12 protein-coding genes are annotated in these 15359 nt (G+C 62.7%); 11 read left to right on the forward strand and 1 reads right to left on the reverse strand.

What is annotated here, in order from left to right; all coding sequences use genetic code 11:
* The first annotated feature begins 113 nt into the window (after positions 1-113).
* The 10 genes from VSP_RS30340 to VSP_RS30385 all read left to right on the forward strand — a co-directional run bounded on the left by VSP_RS30340 (position 114) and on the right by VSP_RS30385 (position 10245).
* On the forward strand, positions 114-1082 hold the full coding sequence (locus VSP_RS30340; RefSeq protein WP_009965464.1) for a type II secretion system minor pseudopilin: 969 nt from the start codon (positions 114-116) through the stop codon (positions 1080-1082).
* Between the two features lie 106 nt (positions 1083-1188).
* Positions 1189-2379, forward strand: a complete 1191-nt coding sequence (locus VSP_RS30345) for a PilN domain-containing protein (protein ID WP_157211143.1) — start codon at positions 1189-1191, stop codon at positions 2377-2379.
* The gene (locus VSP_RS30350) at positions 2366-2932 is read left to right on the forward strand and encodes a hypothetical protein (RefSeq protein ID WP_009965466.1); all 567 of its coding nucleotides are present in this window, start codon (positions 2366-2368) and stop codon (positions 2930-2932) included. Before VSP_RS30345 ends, VSP_RS30350 begins: the two co-directional genes overlap by 14 nt.
* A 36-nt stretch (positions 2933-2968) precedes the next feature.
* The gene (locus tag VSP_RS30355; protein ID WP_009965467.1) at positions 2969-5659 is read left to right on the forward strand and encodes a secretin N-terminal domain-containing protein; all 2691 of its coding nucleotides are present in this window, start codon (positions 2969-2971) and stop codon (positions 5657-5659) included.
* 49 nt (positions 5660-5708) lie between these two features.
* A complete protein-coding gene (locus VSP_RS30360) occupies positions 5709-7013 on the forward strand; it encodes a type II secretion system F family protein (RefSeq protein WP_009965468.1) in 1305 nt (434 codons plus the stop codon).
* Positions 7014-7082: 69 nt separating this feature from the next.
* The gene (gene gspG, locus VSP_RS30365) at positions 7083-7508 is read left to right on the forward strand and encodes a type II secretion system major pseudopilin GspG (RefSeq protein ID WP_009965469.1); all 426 of its coding nucleotides are present in this window, start codon (positions 7083-7085) and stop codon (positions 7506-7508) included.
* A 33-nt stretch (positions 7509-7541) separates the two neighbouring features.
* Positions 7542-8072, forward strand: coding sequence for a pilus assembly FimT family protein (locus tag VSP_RS30370; RefSeq protein ID WP_009965470.1), 531 nt, complete (start codon positions 7542-7544; stop codon positions 8070-8072).
* Complete coding sequence (locus VSP_RS30375) at positions 8069-8515, forward strand: type IV pilus modification PilV family protein (RefSeq protein WP_009965471.1); 447 nt, start codon at positions 8069-8071, stop codon at positions 8513-8515. Before VSP_RS30370 ends, VSP_RS30375 begins: the two co-directional genes overlap by 4 nt.
* The gene (locus VSP_RS30380) at positions 8512-9369 is read left to right on the forward strand and encodes a prepilin-type N-terminal cleavage/methylation domain-containing protein (protein ID WP_009965472.1); all 858 of its coding nucleotides are present in this window, start codon (positions 8512-8514) and stop codon (positions 9367-9369) included. Before VSP_RS30375 ends, VSP_RS30380 begins: the two co-directional genes overlap by 4 nt.
* A gap of 84 nt (positions 9370-9453) precedes the next feature.
* On the forward strand, positions 9454-10245 hold the full coding sequence (locus VSP_RS30385; RefSeq protein ID WP_009965473.1) for a hypothetical protein: 792 nt from the start codon (positions 9454-9456) through the stop codon (positions 10243-10245).
* Between the two features lie 244 nt (positions 10246-10489).
* On the opposite strand, the gene VSP_RS30390 is transcribed toward VSP_RS30385, so the two are convergent.
* Complete coding sequence (locus tag VSP_RS30390) at positions 10490-11494, reverse strand: hypothetical protein (protein WP_009965474.1); 1005 nt, start codon at positions 11492-11494, stop codon at positions 10490-10492.
* A 192-nt stretch (positions 11495-11686) separates the two neighbouring features.
* Between VSP_RS30390 and VSP_RS30395 the strand changes: the two genes are divergently transcribed.
* Positions 11687-15334, forward strand: a complete 3648-nt coding sequence (locus VSP_RS30395; RefSeq protein WP_009965476.1) for a DUF1800 family protein — start codon at positions 11687-11689, stop codon at positions 15332-15334.
* Positions 15335-15359 lie beyond the last annotated feature (25 nt).

The raw sequence follows: 15359 nt of genomic DNA on the forward strand, positions 1-15359 counted from the left end.
GTCAAACCTTGTTCCGTAGCAGTTGTGGTAAAAACAGGACATCGATTCCTGCTTGGCATTCGCAGCACTGCCGTGGAGAATGCCCTGTTGCGCAAGCCCCGCTTCTGACGCCGATGTTCCGGCCCCTTTCCTCCTTCCCCACCCCACGGCGCGCCACTGGCTCGGCGTTGCTGGTGGTGTTATGGGTCATCGCCCTGCTCTCCTTTCTCGTGGTCACGACCATGATGATCATGATGCAGGACGTGGAGACCGGCATCTCCCGCAAGATGGTCTTCCGCGCCCGGTTACTGGCCGAGATGGGCGTGGCCGTGGCGAGCCATCCGATGATCAAGGCCCAGGATCCGCTCCTGCGCCGCAAGGTGAGCGACGCGGAGGGCTACCAGGTCAGGCTCACCACTGAGGAGGCCCGGATCAATCTCAACTCCCTGCTCACCGAGGAGAAGCGCCCCACCTTGCAGCGCGTCTTCACCCGCTGGGGCCTGCGCCCTGCCGATGCCAGCGAGCTGGTGGAGAGCCTGATGGACTGGAAGGATGCCGATGACCTGCGCCGGCTACAAGGCGCAGAGCGTCAGGAGTATGAGCGCGCGGGTTTTGCCGACCGGCCGTATAACCGCCCCTTTCACACTCTGGATGAGGTGCTGCTCGTGAAGGGCATGGCTGCCTATGCGGAGACCCATCCTGAGTGGCGGGAGATATTCACCCTCTGGGGCGATGGCAGGGTGGATGTGAATGAGGCGTCCGCCGCTGTCATCGCCGCCACAGCAGATGTATCCCTCTCCGTGGCGGAAACGGTCGTGGCCGTGCGGGATGGTCGCGATGGCGAGCACCAGACGGAAGATGATCAGCTCTTTGAGAATGTGGAGGATGCACTCACACTGCTGGGTCTGGGGGGGGAGCAACGCACGGCCGCTGCGGCGTTGTTCAGCCTGCGGGGCAGCACCCTGCGCATCGAAAGTGTCGGTCACGTCAATGATCTCTCCCGCGGCATCGCCGTCATCCTGAAGAAGGATCCCGTGCGGCCAAAGGTGTTGGAGTGGCGTGAGTTCACCGTGGAGCCCGATCACCGCAGACAACTGGACTGAAGCGCGAAATACGTCAAAAAAACCACGAAAATTAGACTCGCTCCTCATAAGAGTATCCCCTAGCTTTCGGACTACTGCAATGGGAACCCCCTCACCATCTCAGAGCTTGCGACTGCCCGGCGAAGAAGGCTGGGAGTGCTGGCTGCTCGACGCCCGGGGAGCCTGGCAGAAGTCCCCCAAACCCGAAGCTGCGGCTGGCGGCATTTTCGTCATCCCCTTGCGATGCCTCGACAGCAGCCCCTTCTGGGTGCCGCAGGCGAGCGAAGGCCGGCTGGCAGAGACCACGGACCTGCGGTGGGAGGCACTGGGCATGGAGCCCGGAGCCGGCGGCCAACACTGGGCGCAATGGCCCGTCGCCACCGTGGGAGACAAGCTGCTCGTCGGCAGCGTGGCACTGGCGGACGATGCGTGCGAGGAGCTGTGGCACCGCAGCCTGCCGGATTCGTTTGAGATCAGCGCCCGCCTTTATCCCATCTCGCATGATGAGGCCGCCATCTGGCGGGAACTGGGGCGGCTGGTCATGGCCGTGCAGCGCAATGGTCAACTTCTGCACACGACTCTTCTATCAGCCCGGCTGCTCGATGCCGCAGCAGCGAAAGAGATTCGAGACTTGCTGATGGCCCTGGAAATGCAGGGTCTCCTGTCCCCTCTCCAAGCCGTGCACGTCTGGACGGAGAGCGCGCCGGGATTTGCGGATGCCCTGCAGGCCGCGCTCGGAGTGCGGATCCACACGGGGCCCCGCCCGGCCCCACATCCGCCGCATGCCCGCAGCCACCTGCTTCCGGCCGCGGCAGCAGCGATACGTCGTGACCGTGAAAAGGCGCGACGGCAGGCGATGATGCTCACCGCCACCACGCTGGTGGTCCTCTTGTGTTTCGCCGCATGGGCAGGCTGGCTGACCTGGCGGCAGCACAAGCTTGATGCCGCCCTGGCGATCCTGAGGGTGGATGAACCGCGCGTGGCGCAGGTGCAGGAGGCCCAGCTCCGGTGGCGCGCGCTGGAGCCCGCGATCGACCCCGCGACTTATCCAGTGGAGATCTTCGATCAGATCGTCAACCTGCTGCCGGAGGAAGGCATTCGTTTCCTCGACTTTTCCATGGACCTTGAGACGCTCGTCATCAGCGGCGAAGCCACCTCGCCCATCCATGCCTCCAAGTTCCAGGCGGACCTGAAGGCCAGCCCCGCCCTGGAGCGCTACGCCTTCAGCACGCCCGTGCCCACCATCCGTCCGGACAATCGCGCGATCTTCCGTGTGGAAGGCAACATCAACGGCGGAGGTGAAGATGAAGCCCAGTGAGCGCCGCCTGCTGCTGTTGTTCTTCGTGTTGCTGGCCGTCATCTCCGGCCTGCTGGGCACCCGGGAGCTGCTCTCCTGGCAGAAGCGCCTGGGCAAAGCTGAGGACCGCCTGACGCTGACCCAGATGGAGTCCCGCCTGCTCCTGGAGGAGGCGGACGTGTGGAACGCCCGCAATGAATGGATCTACCAGAGCCAGCCGGCGATGAAAGACGCACTGGAGGCCAACCAGGAGCTGACCCGTGCCGAGGAGATGGCCCGCGACCGGGGCCTGGAGACGCTCAACCGGCAACTCCTCGAACCCGAGTCCACCGGGCTCTACCAGCAGCTCGGCTTCACCATGACGGTGAAGGGCCCGCTGCAGGAGGTCTTCCGCTGGTTGCACCGGCTGCAGGCACCGGCTGATTTTCGCGTGATCCCCTCCCTGAAAGTGGCCCCTGACAAGCAGGACCCCAATCTCGTGGTGGCCACCGTGCAGGTGTGGCGCTGGTACCGGACTGCCGGCCAGCCAGCCTCCGCATCCGGCCCGCTCACGGCCGGCACCACCCGCCCGTGACCGGCCCCCCTTCCCAAATCGCCCGCTTATTATTTCATGAATCTCCGCCTGCCCCTCCCCCGGCTGCTGCGTGGCTGCATCGTCATCGCCAGTGTGGCGACGCTGACGGCCAGCGCCCAGACTCCCGGCCCCACGCCGCCCGTGCCACCGCCCACGGGCCCGGGCTCTGGACCCAGCCCCGCGCAGGGCCCCGTGCCCGGCGGTGCCCCGCCCTCCATCCGTCCGCAGCCCGCCCCGGTGCAGCCCCCCGGCACCGTCACCAGCACTCAACGCCCAGGCCCCCGCTCCGGTCGCGGCCATCGCATCCAGTTCACCGCCGCCCCGCTGGGGGAGGTGCTGGAGTTCTACCAGCAGCTCACGGGCAAGCGCATCATCCGCGATCCCAAGCTGGAAAACGCCACGGTCACCATTGAGACCTCCGGAGAGGTGCCCACCCCGGAGGCGATTGAGTTCATCGAAAAATCCCTGCTGCTGGCTGGCTATGCCATCGTCCCCAGCGGGAACAACATGCTCAAGGTGCTCGGTTACGAAGGGGGCCGCATCCCCGCCAGCGAAGGCGTGCCCATGATCCTCTCCGATGAGGGGCTGCCCCAGTCCGACCAGGTGGTGAGTTATCTCCTGAAACTGGCCTATCTGAATTCCGAGGAGGCCGCCCAGGCCTTTGCCCAGATCATCCCGCCCCACCCGTACGGCAAGATCACCCCCGTGCCCAACGCGAAGGCACTGATCATCACAGAGAACTCCAACACCATCCGCGCGTACATCGACCTGACCCGCCAGGTGGACGTGCCCCCAGGTGAGGTGAAGCACAAATCCATTCATCTGGAGCGCGCAGATGCGGAGGATGTCGCCAGCGCCATCAGCGAGCTGCTCGGCCTGGGCAGCCAGGGAGGTTCAGGCGGCTCCAGTTCCGGAAAGGCTCCACGGCCTGCACCCGTGGCTCCCCAGGCAGTGCGACCGACCAACCCGCAAGCCGCCGCTGCCATGGCCGCAGCCCAGGTGAACGTCACCTCGCCCGTCGGAGGGACCGAAGCCGAGGCTACGCCTGCCAAGATCCAGGCCATCGCCCGTACCAATACCCTGCTGGTGGTAGCCCGGCCGCTGGACATCCAGTACATCGAGAGCCTCGTGGCAGAGTATGATGCGGCGTCTCCGCACAAGACGTTTGTTTCCCGGAAGCTCCGCTACCTGAAGGTGATGGACTTCCTCGAAGTCGCGCGCAATGCGCTGTTGCGCGGTGCCAAAGATGATGGTGGCGGCGGTTCCAGCCCCTCCTCCAGCAGCGGCAACCAGACCACCACGAGCACCACCTCTTCCCGCAGTTCCCGCAGTGGGTTCGATGGGATGGGCGGCAGTGGGAGCGACAGCGGGTCAGGCGGCTTTGGTGGCGGTGGCGGCTTTGGCGGTGGCGCTGGATTTGGCGGGGGTGGCGGTGGCAGCAGCCAGCCAGCTGACGTGCAGCCCCGCAGCGTATTGATCGGCAAGACCCTGGTCATTGCTGACCCCTCTGCGAGCCAGTTCTACGCCAGCGGACCGCCAGAGCAGCTGCGCATGCTGACCGAGCTGGCCGATGAGCTGGACAAACGCCCCCGCCAGATCCTGCTCACCGCGGTGATAGGGGAATTCACCCTGGGCAATGACTTCTCCTTTGGCGTGGACTGGCTGCACACCCTGGAAAGCGTCGGCAAAGACGGCCTCATTGCCGGGGCATTGAACACCTCCGGTGTGGAGCCGGTGGACTTCACCAAGTTCGGCGGCATTGAAGACTTCGCCGCACCGCAGGGTCTTGCCGTCTATGGCCACATCGGCAAGCACTTGAACGTCTTTCTGCGTACGCTTGAGCAGAACAAGCGCTTCCATGTGCTGCAAAAACCCACTGTGACCGCTCTGAATCATGAAGAGGCCAACATCTTCATCGGCCAGGATCTCGCCATCGCCGGGCAGACACTGACCACCGGTGGCACCACCGTGAACGGTGCCTCCGTGGCCAGCACGACGGACTACGTCAAAGTCAGGCTCGAACTGCGCATCACGCCCCACATCTTTGCCAATGACGAGGTTCGGCTCGACTTCGAACAGACCAACAACGACGTGTCTGGCTTCACCGAGATCAGCGGCAACCGTGTCCCCAATCTCAGCGTTCAGGGCATGCGCAACACCATCATTGTGCCCAACCGCAGCACCGTGCTGCTGGGCGGCCTCATCACCGAGCGCGACAGCAAGAACAAGAATGGCCTGCCCTTCCTCGTCCGTGTACCGGTGCTCAAGCACCTCTTCGGCAACACGTCGAACAGCAAGGAACGACGCGAGCTGATGATTTTTGTGCAACCGCAGATTCTGACCGACGGCGTGGACCACCTCAATTCGCAGTCCAAGTGGGTGGAGCAGACCCAGTCCTATCCGGTGAACAAGCAGTTCGCGGATGACACCATCCATGTGCCTCTGGAGGCAACTCCGCCATCACCCGGGCAGGGTGTGACCTCCCCCTTCCTGCCGCTTCCTGGCTGGACGCCGGAGAACGGTGGAGCGCCTGGCATGTCCAATGACCTGCCTCCGGAAGGCTCCACGACCACCGTCACCACCAGCGTCCAGCAAGCTCCGCCTGCCCGGCTGACCAGCGCCCCCCTCCAGGCGGCCCCCGCGCCGGTCCCGGTGGATGGAGACATCCCCACGGCCCGCACTGCCAAGCAGAAGGCCAATGAGCGGACCAAGATGCTGAAAAAGTAGCCGCGGCACCCGCCTCGCCACGCGAGCAGTTCAAGGAACTCACCCCCTCATGCCCGTCTTCCATTTTGAAGCTGTGAATCTGGCCGGCCAGGCGAGCTCCGGCACTCTGGAGGCGATGGATCGCGGGGACGCGCTGCGCAAGCTCACCCGCCGCGGCCTGCAGCCCTCCAGCGTGCGTGCCGGCGAATCGGGAGCAAAAACACCCGCAACATCCGGCAACGTCAAGGCGGGGAAACCCGGCAAAGACACGGATGCGCGGCCCGCCGTGAAGGCCGGAGGTCGGTCCGCCGGCAGCCCAGTCCCCGGCACCGGCCCCATCAAACTCAAAAAAGCGCAGGTCATCCAGTTCACTGAGGAGCTGTGCGATTTGCTGGCCGCCGGACTCCAGCTGGAGCAGGCGCTGCACGCCATGGAGAACCGCAGTACACTGGTGGTCCGTGAGCTGGCCGTCCGGCTCCGTGAGAAGGTGCGGGACGGCATCCCCTTCTCAGTCTCCCTCCAGCATGTATCCCCCTCATTTGGTGAGCTTTATTGCAATCTGGTGGGCGCAGGGGAGGCCAGCGGGTCTCTCCCCTCCATCCTCAATCGTCAGGCCATCTACCTCACGCAGATGCAGACGCTGCAGGCACGGGTGACCACCGCGCTAATCTACCCCATATTCATCATCACCTCCGGCCTGGGGCTGGCAGTGATGTTTCTCACCTACCTCCTGCCAAAGCTGGCCGTGCTGATCAAGAGCACGCATGGGGATCTGCCCGGCATTGCCGTCGTCCTCATGGCCGCGAGCGATTTCTTCATCGCCTGGTGGTGGGCGTTGCTGGCAGGCGTGGTACTCACCGTTCTCACCATCGTGGTGCTTTTTCAGGACAAAGGCCGCCAGGCCTGGTGGGACCGCGTCCAGCTAAACCTGCCCATCTACGGTGGCGTGCTCCGCACACGGTTCGAGGTCCAATTCCTTGAAACCCTGGGCAACCTGCTGCACAATGGTCTGCCGCTGCACCGCGCATTGGAATTGGTTCGCAAGGCCACCGTCAACCAGTTCCTCCGCACCCGCCTGGGTGACGTGGAGGCCGCAGTGGCCGACGGCGGCTCCCTGAGCCGTGCGCTGGAGAAAGCCAATGTGGTGCGCCCGCTGGTCATCGACATGGTGCGGGTGGGTGAACAGACGGGTGAACTTTCGACCGCCCTGCAGAAGGCAGGGACGCGATTTGAGAGCCATTTGAGCAAGGCCATGGACCGCGCCACCGCGCTGCTTCAGCCGGTCATCATTCTGGTGATGGCCAGCATGGTTGGCACCATGGCGTGGATGATGATCAACGTCGTCTGGGCCACGCTCAACAATCTGCAACGCTGATCACCCTGATTGATTGCTGATTTTCAGCCTGCCATTTAGATTTTATTCCCCCACACGCTCGTACCTACGATGAAAACGCAACCCAGAATCCCCCGCCGCCAGTCTGGCTTCACCCTCATGGAGATCATGCTCGTCATGTTCATCATTGCCCTGATCATCGGCAGTGGCGTGTTCATGATGCGAAACGTCAGTGAGGGAGCCCAAATTTCTCGTGCGGAATCCGACATAAAGACATGGGAGACCATCCTTCTGCGCTACCGCACCACCCACCTTTCCCTGCCCACACAGGCCCAGGGATTGGAAGCCACGGTGAGACGGCCGGATGGCGTCAAAAAATGGATGCAGCTGGCCACGGAGAATGCGCTGAATGATCCCTGGCAGCATAAATACCAATACCGCAATCCGGGTAAGAAGAATGTCGGCAAATACGACATTTTCTCCCTCGGACCTGACGGTGTAGAGGGTACGGACGACGACATTGGCAACTGGGAGTAAGGCTCCCCGGGTTTCCGACCACCGCTGCGCCCGATGCGCCTGCTCATCTCACCACCAGTGCGTCGTGGCCCCCAGGGCTTCACGCTCCTGGAGATCAGTATCGTGCTGTTTATCATGGCGCTGCTGGTGGGCCTGTGCATTTACAGCTTCGGCGGTCTGACTGCGGAAAGGGAGCTGCGCAAGCCGGTCATGGAACTACAGCGCATGACCATGGAGGCGGTCCGACGCGCCGCGCTACAGGAGAAACCCCAGGTCATCCTGTTTGAGCCCACCGGTTTTGCCATCCGTTACCGGCAGGATCCAGACGGCATCCGCCGGAAAGATGAGGATGAATTCTACATCCGCCGCGTGAAACTGCCCCCGGCCATGAAGCTCACGCTGCGCCGGTGGGGCGCAGAGAAATTCGCCCCCGCCCCCGGGCAGCGCCTGGTGGTGGCGGCCAGCGGATTGTGCGAGCCTCTCACCGCCCGGTTTGAGCTCGGAGCGTCCTGGCTGGAGGTGACGGTGGATCCGCTGAGCGGTCGTGTGATGGATGAGGGCATGCACATTCCTGGAGATTCATGAAATCACGTCCACCCCTCCTCCTGCGAGGCGCCCCGGCCTTCACCCTGCTGGAGGCTCTCATGGCCTTGATGGTGTTCAGCACCGCCGTGATTTCCCTGGTGGCGGCCATCAACGGGATTGGCACCGCCTGGAACGACATCCGCGAGGATCTGTCAGTGCAATCCCGGCTGGAAAGCCTGCTGGTAGAGGCCACTCGGAAGCCCGATCCCAACCAACCCTCGGGGCATGTCGCCCCCGGGGAACGAAAGATGGAGGAGAATGGCGTGTCCTACCTGGTGAAAATCGAGCCCCTGGAGCTTGCCAACAGGGAGGGGCATGAACTGCCACAGCTCATGCGGGTGCGAGCCATCGCGAGATGGAATGATGGCGGTCGGGACCGTGAAGAGACGGCGGAGACCTGGATGTGGCCACCTCTGTACGCTCCCAATTTGAACCAGCCATGAAATGGGGGCCGCCGCATCGACGACGCCCCGCCGGCTTCAGCCTGCTGGAGGTGATGATGGTCATGTTCATCCTGGCCATCCTGCTTGGGGCGGTGTTCGGGGTGGTGCGGGCCACCATCCAGCTGAGCAACGACATGACCGACGCCCAACTCGCTGAAAGCCGCGTCAATGGCTTCGCCCAGTTCTGCGAACGGACCTTGCGCAACCTGCCGGCCAATGCCGTGGTGCGACATCGCGTGAAGCAGAAGGGCAACCACTACCTGTCCCAGCTCACGTTCAAGGGATCGCCAGGTGCCTTCTCCACCCAAGGAGCCGGCGGCAGTGAGGTGATGGTGATCGAGACAGATGAACAGGTGGACGGCTACCTGACGGTCACCCTCCGGTCCATGACCGCCACACAGGCCCTGGCTTGGGAAAAAGGCGACCATCGTGTGGGCCGACGCCTGAAGCTCCTGGAGGAAGTGTCCAACCTGGAGTGGCGTTTCTACCGCGTGCAAAGCGGCGAGTGGGAACCCGTGTGGAATGAGCGGCTGGAACTCTACCCACTGGGCGTTATCACCGCGAACCCGGCGCAGGATGACCCTTCCGCAGGCGGACAGCCCCCTGTTCCCGGGCAGCCGGGAGCGGGTCTGAACACGTCACCCACCATTCCACGCAAACAACGTCCACAACTAATGGAACTGCGGCTGACCATGGCTGCCAGCCCGCCACAACGCTGGACCTTCTGGGTTCCCCCCGCGGAAACACCCTCCGGCAGCAGCAGCCCCACGCCCCCGGCGACGCCGCCGCCGGGCACCCCGGTGACGCCCTCCCCGGATCCTGTGCCTGCTCCTGCCCCCGAGCCTCCTCCTTGATCCAAATTTGCCCCTGTATTTTCCACAAAATCACTGGAACAATTGGCGGTAGCAACGGAAAGTTGGACCCCGACATCCCAAGGCATGATGATCCCCCGCAACGCTTCTCACACCGGCACCGCGATCCCGCTGGTGACCAGGGGGCGCGTCATGCAGGCCGCAGCCTGGGTCTTGATACATACAGGCTTTTTGACCGGGCTTTCAGCGGCAGAGCCCTGGGCTCCGCCCACCCCCTTTCCAGAGCAGCGGTACGAAAACGGTTGGAGGAAGAATCCGTTCACGCTGAAGACCGCCCCCGTGGCGATCCAGCGCGAGTCTTTTGCCAAAAATCTCGCTCTGGGCAGCATGTACGACGACGTCGATGGCGTCACCTCGGTGGTCATCGTCAACACCAAGACCCGTGAGCGCTCCCGCCTGCGTGGTCAGGAACCCGCAGCCAACGGCATGCGTGTTGAAGAGTCTGTCATCGCCGACACCCGGCGTGACTCCTATGCTGTGGTGATGATGGGTGGTGAAAAAGCCACCCTCCGATATGACGAGGCCTTTCTCAAACAAATGGCAGCAGGCGGCGGGGCCAGCCCGACCGGAGCCGGAACAGCCCAGCGTCACCCTGCCGCCAACGGAGGCGAGCCTGCTGGCGAAGGCCAACCCGCCCCAATGACCGCCCTGAACGGAGCGCCTCCCATGGGTGGCGGAGCCGCTCCGAATGCGCCCATGTCCAACGTCGCCGGAGGCGGTCCAGCGCCCACTCCAACGGGAGTGCGCACCCCATATCCCAACGGACGGCCCACCATTGCCAACCGTCGTCGCCTGACAGCACCGCAAGGCGCACCCCAACCGCCACCGCCACCGCTCGCACCCACGGACAATCCATAGCCAGGATGCTGCAGCAGGTTTGGACTTGATGGAGCAGCCGGGCAACTCGGATGCAGCCTCCCCCGCAGCCCAGCAGCCCGCTCATTGGCAATTATTTCCTAGAATTAATTAATAATTCACCGGGTGCCCCGCTCCGTATCTGCGGACTCCCCCTCTGCCCTCTCCCCAAACGATTGGAGGCGCGGCACCGGCTTTCACCAGCTTCCGCGCCTCCAGCAATTGTTTCCTAGAATTAATTATTATATCACAAGCCGTTGTAGAGGGTGTTGGGCACCATCTTGACGTTGGCAGTGGCACCGCGGCGCTCAAAGCTGAAGGCGGAGGGGAAGGGCGTGCTGCCCTTGTCCACATCCCCCTGGCCCACCTGCTTCCAACCAGCGGTCACCGATGGTGGGGAGGCGGTGGCATAGTAGAACTGATCCCAGCCACCGGTGGCATTGGGGATCCACACAATGTCGGCCGTGGTTTCCGTCCCTTGAAGCACCTGGGTGCTCAAACCGCTGTTGGCCAGGGTCGAACCCGTGGGATACACGGTGTTGAGAGGGAGGTTGGTTCCGTTGGCGACCGGGAAGAACGTGGGCGTGGTCCGCAGCGATCCGGTGAAAGTGATGGTCAGGTTCGTGAAGTCATTCCGGGTGATCCAGAGACCATCCACGTGATAGACCGGTGTCCCGGCAGCATCCGCCGCACCACTGTTTACCTCACGCCAACCAGCCGCCGCCGTGGAGTAGAACACATACTTGTACCCGCCTGCACCGTCCGGCACATAGACCAGGTCTGCACTGCCATTCCACGTGGCCGTGGGACACGGCTTCAGGCCGGCGGAGTTGGTGGCTCCAAACAGCGTGGTGATCGTGTGCGCAGCTCGAACCTCATAGGTGTCCCCAGGAGCCGAAAAGCTGGAAAGATCATCCTCCGTCGTGAGCACCCGCTGGGCGATGGTCGTGACCGGGCTGGCGATGCCCTTGTTCGTTCCACTGGTGATCTCCACCCAGAGATTGCTCTGCCCCGCCAGTGCCACGTTGAAATCAACGTTGTTGTCGGTCAGGCTGTTTGCCGCCTCCGCATCGAGTTTGCCAGAGGCCAGCACCGGTCGGACAAAGTTGACCCCCACCAGTGTGGTGGACCAGGCGCGCGCAGTAACTTTGTGAAATCCCGCCAGTTTTGACGGAACGGTGGACGGGGCTTGCCCCATGAGGTTGGTGACAGCGGCAACCACGGTGCCGACGAGGAAGAGCGATTTATTCATGATTTTTGTTAATAAATCACGCTGAAAATAAGGGGAATTGACCCCGTCTGTCTATACTAAATATAAAACGTATAGATCTGCGCAAAATGTATTGACCGTTCTAAGCAAAATTCATAGACCTAAGCGCAGGATTATTTTTCATTAATCCCACTAACGCGTCAACACATGGTTATGACACGCTTCCATACGTCTGTGAAAATTGGGTTCGCTGTGGCCTTGGGAATGGCCGCTTCTGACGGGTACGCTGCCACTGACTACAACAATGATGGTTACGACGACGTCTGGCAGCAACGCCACGGCATCACAGTTTCCTCATACCCGCTCACCAGCGACTACGATGGTGACGGCGTCACTAATCTGGCGGAAAGCGTCGCTGGCACGGACCCAAAAAACTCGCTGGATGTCCTGGCCGTGACCAACATTGTGGTTTCAGGTGCCAACATTCAGGTATCGACCAAGACCCAGTCGGGCAAGCGTTACAAGCTGCAAAGCAGTGCCGCCCCGAACGGCCCCACCTGGGCGGATGAAGGCAGCCCGCTGACCGGCAACGGCACCGTGCAAACCTTCACAGTCGCGATGGGCAGTGGCACGGCACCCAAGTTCTACCGGGTGCAGGCCGAAGACCAGGATACAGACGGCGATGGCATCTCTGACTGGGCCGAGGGGCTCATGGGAACCAACGCCACGCTGGCCAACTCGCCCAACAACGCGTCTGGCGGAGTCGCCTCTGACAGCGAAACCCTGCGCAGCCTGATGTCGATCACCACCAGCGTGGTCACGGCCAGTGCTTATGAAAAGGAAGCCACCACCGCCCGCCTGCGGCTGACCCGCTCCTACGGCACGATGCCACTAACAGTCTCCTACACCACGGCTGGCAACACAGACACCATCAAAGGATCCGCCGCCGCGGGTGACTACACGTTGAAAGACGCCGCCAATGTCGCCATTGGCAGCTCCTTCACCATTCCCTCCGCAGCGACTCAGTACGATGTGCAGATCGCCCCGGTGCTGGACACCGCCAACGAAGTGCCGGAGATGCTGCGCCTCACCTTCCGCAGGGTGACAGGCAGCGTGACCACCCAGCTGGGGAACACCCAGGCGGTACACATCCGGGATGCCACGAACACCACGGCCAACCGCAAGCTCTTTGTGGCCTATCTGGGGCGTGAAGGCGGCGCAGTGACCACCGCCACTGGCGTAGCCACGCTACTTCTCAACGGGGACAACACTTCCGCGGAAGTGAACTCCACCTTCAACAACCTGACCTCCCTCCAGAGTGCCTCCCACCTGCATGCGGCTCCCGCGGGCACCCCGCAGGCAAGCGGCCCGATCATTGAGAGCCTTGAGCTTGGCCAGGTAACAGCCCACGTGTACCCCATCACTGCGGAGTCGGTGGCTCTATGGAATACCGATCAGGCCACGTTGGACAATCTCTACAACGGGTACATCTACATCAACGTTCATACCGCGAACTACGGAAGCGGTGAAATCCGTGGCAACTACGCTCTGGCCAACGGATCCGTCGCGCCGCCTCCGGCACCTGCGGCTCCCCCCACCTATGGCAGCACGGAGTTCCCGAACCTCGCGGCCAGTGGAGTGAACAACAATCCGGCATTGGATCGGGACATCGCCCGCTTCCTCACCCAGGCCAGCTATGGTCCCACGCCGGAAAGCATCCAGGAGGTGAAAAACCTCATCGCCGCCAATGGCAACAACGCCATCAACGGCTACACGGCCTGGATCAACAAGCAGGTCGATCTGGCCCAGACGCCCTCACCATCCCTGACCACCCTGGTGCAGGCCGCCGATGTGGAAGAGTTCATCATCCGCAACAACAAGCCGGTCACCTACGGCAACGATCCGCAGTTTGGTGGCAACTCCACCCAGTGGAACGGCACCACCCGGGCCTGGGATGCCAGCAGCATCTGGAACAACAACTACCCCTTCCAGAACAACCGCCGCCGTGAGTGGTGGACATTGGTGCTGCAAAGCAAGGACCAGCTCCGTCAGCGTCTGGCCCTCGCCCTGAGTGAGATCGTGGTGATCTCTGAAAATGACGGCACGGTCTCCACCTACCACTACGGTGCCTCAAACTACTGGGACATGCTGGCGCAAAACGCGTTTGGCAAATACCGCACCATCCTGGAGAACGTGACCTACAGCCCAATGATGGGCATCTACCTGAGCCACCTGAAAAACCAGAAGGCAAACGGCCAGATCAGCCCGGATGAGAACTACGCGCGTGAAATCATGCAGCTCTTCTCCATCGGTCTGGTCCTGCGCCACCAGGACGGCAGCCTCCAGCTCAGCACGAGCGGCCTGCCTGTCTCCACCTATGACCAGACGGACATCACAGAACTGGCGCGCGTCATGACGGGACTCAGCTTTGGCAAACGCAACGCCACCGTGGTGGGCGCCCCCACTTACCCGACTGCCACAAACCAGGCAATCGGTGCCGTGGAAGACAACACGAACTTCTTCCAGGGCGGTGGCCACCGCTTCTGGCAGGCCTCCTGGGTGAACCCCATGAAGATGTTCGACGCCTACCATGACTTTGCCGCGAAGACCCTCTTCGCAGGCAAAGCGGGCGCCACCACGATCCCGGCCCGGACCAACAACACCACGCCTGAATCGGAAGGCAATGCGGATGTGATCGATGCGCTCAACGCGCTGGCTGGCAACCCCGCCAGCAGCACCTACAATGGCCACCCGAACACCCCGGTGTTCATCAGCCGTCTGCTCATCCAGCGGTTTACCACCTCGAACCCCAGCGCCGGCTACCTGTACCGCGTCACACAGAAGTACAAGGACACCAACGGCAATCTGGGTGAGGTGATCAAGGCCATCCTGCTGGACTACGAAGCCCGCAACCTGAACACCGCAGATTCCGTGGTGGCATCTGGCAAGGTGAAGGAACCGCTCCTGCACTTCACCGCCATGATTCGCGCTGTGAAGAGCTACACCGGCTCTCCGCTGGCTGCGCTGAACACGATGCCCGTGGCCTTCACCGCCACCGAGTCCCCGGTGACCACAGCCTATCCGGCCACAGAGCTCGCCAAGTTCCCGGCTGGGGCCGTGCGCTTCCGATTCTTCGACACCACAGGCTCCGTCACCCAGTCTCCACAACGCGCGCCCAGCGTGTTCAACTGGTTTCTTCCGGACTATGTGATGCCCGGGCCGCTGGCCACTGCTGGCCTCTTTGCCCCCGAGCTGCAGGTGGCTACTGAGTCCAACGTGGTGAACGTGGTCAACTCGCACTACAACATCCTCTTCACCTCGGTGCCACCAACGGTGAAGGCGGGTCGCGGGCTCGACGACTACTTGAACCTCGCCTCCTATCGCAGTGCGGCCGGGGTGCAACTCACCGTGCCAACCTACGCCGTCTCTGCCGGATACTTCAGCGCGAACACCTTCGATCCCGCAGGTGCCACCACGCAGCCCGGAGACATCAACAACCAGGTGGACAACTTGATTCCCAAGTTCGACGACCTGATCACGCTGTACACCAACACCTACACCACCACGCTCGCCGCCCAGTATGCGCCTGCTGCGGTCCCGGCCACTCCGGGCACCACGCAGAAGCAGGCAGCCCATGCCGAAGCGGTGAAGGTGGTGCTGGACCAGTGCGACCTGCTCTTCACCTCCGGTTATCTGAAGGCGAAGTTCGGCAGCGCCGCCGCTCCGAACCCCCGCCAGTCCATCATTGACGGCGTCAACCTCATCGCGGCCAACAACCGGCACACGACGGATCCGACGAACTTCACCAATGATGCCCGCACCCGGGTGCGCAACCTCCTCTACCTGGCGGTCAGCGCCCCTCAGGCCATCGTTCTCAAATGACCGTGTTCCGCGTGATGTTGTTTCA

The sequence above is a fragment of the Verrucomicrobium spinosum DSM 4136 = JCM 18804 genome, assembly GCF_000172155.1.
Classification (GTDB): Bacteria; Verrucomicrobiota; Verrucomicrobiia; order Verrucomicrobiales; family Verrucomicrobiaceae; genus Verrucomicrobium; species Verrucomicrobium spinosum.